Genomic DNA, 1722 nt, shown 5'->3' with positions numbered 1-1722 from the left:
TGATATGCTCCCCTTCAAGTAGACAGTTGAAATAATAAAACTGTCTCCCTGTAAGGAGGAGCATTTTTTTATGTCCCATAAAGCAAAAATAGCTGGAGCAGAAAAGGTTACCGCTATCGAAAAATATCTTCGCGGAGAAGATTCTCTAAAACATCTAGCAAGAACACTAGATGTTGCCTTTTCCTCCATAAAACAATGGCTTCAAACCTATCAATCGTTAGGTCCCAATGGGCTGTTCAGTACATCTAAGAACATACCCTATTCCGCTGAACTGAAGAAGTCTGCTGTCGAGGATTATCTAGCTGGCGTTGCTTCTCATATGGAGATATGTAAGAGGTATGGTATTAAATCAACCCGCCAACTGCGTAACTGGATTCTAAAGTATAATGGTCATGAAAAGTTGAAATCTTCCAGAACAGGAGGAACACCAATCATGACAAAAGGACGAGCGACTACTTTCGAAGAAAGAATCGAAATTGTGAAATTCTGCTTAGAACATCAGCATAATTATATCCATACAGCCAAGGAATTTCAGGTGTCCTATCAGCAGGTTTACTCATGGACAAACAAATACATCAAATTTGGCGTAGATGCGCTTCAGGACAAACGTGGGAAACGAAAATCTGAAAGCGAGATGTCTGAGGTGGAGAAGCTACAAGCACAAAATGCACTGCTTCAAGCTGAGAATAAAAGAAAGCAAATGGAGATCGATTTTCTAAAAAAGCTAGACGAAATTCAAAGGGGGCGACAATAAACCAAGTCCGCAATGAACCTATTTATCTTGCCATTCGTGAGCTGTACGACAGTAAATCATATTCCATCAGCCAGCTTTGTGAAATCGTAGGAATTCCGCGTTCCTCGTATTATAAGTGGCGAAATAGAAAAGAAAGTGAAAATGAGAAATTCAACAAAGTGTTGCTGCCTATGATTAAGTGTGCCTACGAAGAAAAAAACGGTATTCTTGGTTATCGCCAGATGACCATGAAACTGAATCGAGAGTTCCATCTTTCTATCAACCATAAACGTGTATACAGACTCATGGGTATTTTAAAATTGAAATCCGTATGCCGCAAAAAGAAAAAGAATTACGTTCCGACAACGCCTGAAATCACGGCAGAAAATGTCTTGAACAGGGATTTCAAATCCCTTGTATTCGGTACAAAGTGGCTTACAGACGTAACGGAAATGAAGTACGGCCTTCAAAGCAAGGCTTATTTGAGCGCGATTCTGGACTTGTCGGATAAAAGTATTGTTTCCTTTGTGATCGGGCACTCCAACAACAATGAGCTTGTGTTTAGAACGTTTGATATTGCCCATCGGGCATATCCTAATGCGAAACCCATCTTTCATAGTGATCGAGGATTTCAATACACGAACAAAATGTTCAAGAAGAAACTAGATGAAACAGGAATGACTCAGAGCATGTCGAGGGTAGCTAGGTGTATCGACAATGGTCCAATGGAATCATTCTGGGGAATGTTAAAAACGGAGATGTACGATCTCCAGAAATTCAATACATACGAAGAGCTAGAAGTAGCCATTACGGAATACATAAATTACTACAATAATCATCGGTACCAGAAAAGACTAAACCGTATGACACCCCTAGAATATCGACAATATCTACAAAGTTCTGTGGCATAATGAAGACACCAACCTAGGTTCAGATTGGTGTCTAAGCTTTTTGTTTTTTTCACTGTCTACTTGACAGGGGGCACTTCA

2 protein-coding genes are annotated in these 1722 nt (G+C 40.0%); both read left to right on the top strand.

Annotated features, from left to right (window positions below):
* The first annotated feature begins 70 nt into the window (after positions 1-70).
* A complete protein-coding gene (locus ACTHO6_RS21085; RefSeq protein WP_440243793.1) occupies positions 71-754 on the top strand; it encodes a transposase in 684 nt (227 codons plus the stop codon).
* A complete protein-coding gene (locus ACTHO6_RS21080) occupies positions 751-1644 on the top strand; it encodes an IS3 family transposase (protein WP_440243795.1) in 894 nt (297 codons plus the stop codon). Before ACTHO6_RS21085 ends, ACTHO6_RS21080 begins: the two co-directional genes overlap by 4 nt.
* The last annotated feature ends 78 nt before the right edge of the window (positions 1645-1722 follow it).

It is taken from the genome of Brevibacillus sp. SAFN-007a, from assembly GCF_051967035.1.
Taxonomy (GTDB): domain Bacteria; phylum Bacillota; class Bacilli; order Brevibacillales; family Brevibacillaceae; genus Brevibacillus.
The sequence above is the reverse complement of the archived record's forward strand: the minus strand, read 5'-3'. Positions and strand labels throughout refer to the sequence as shown.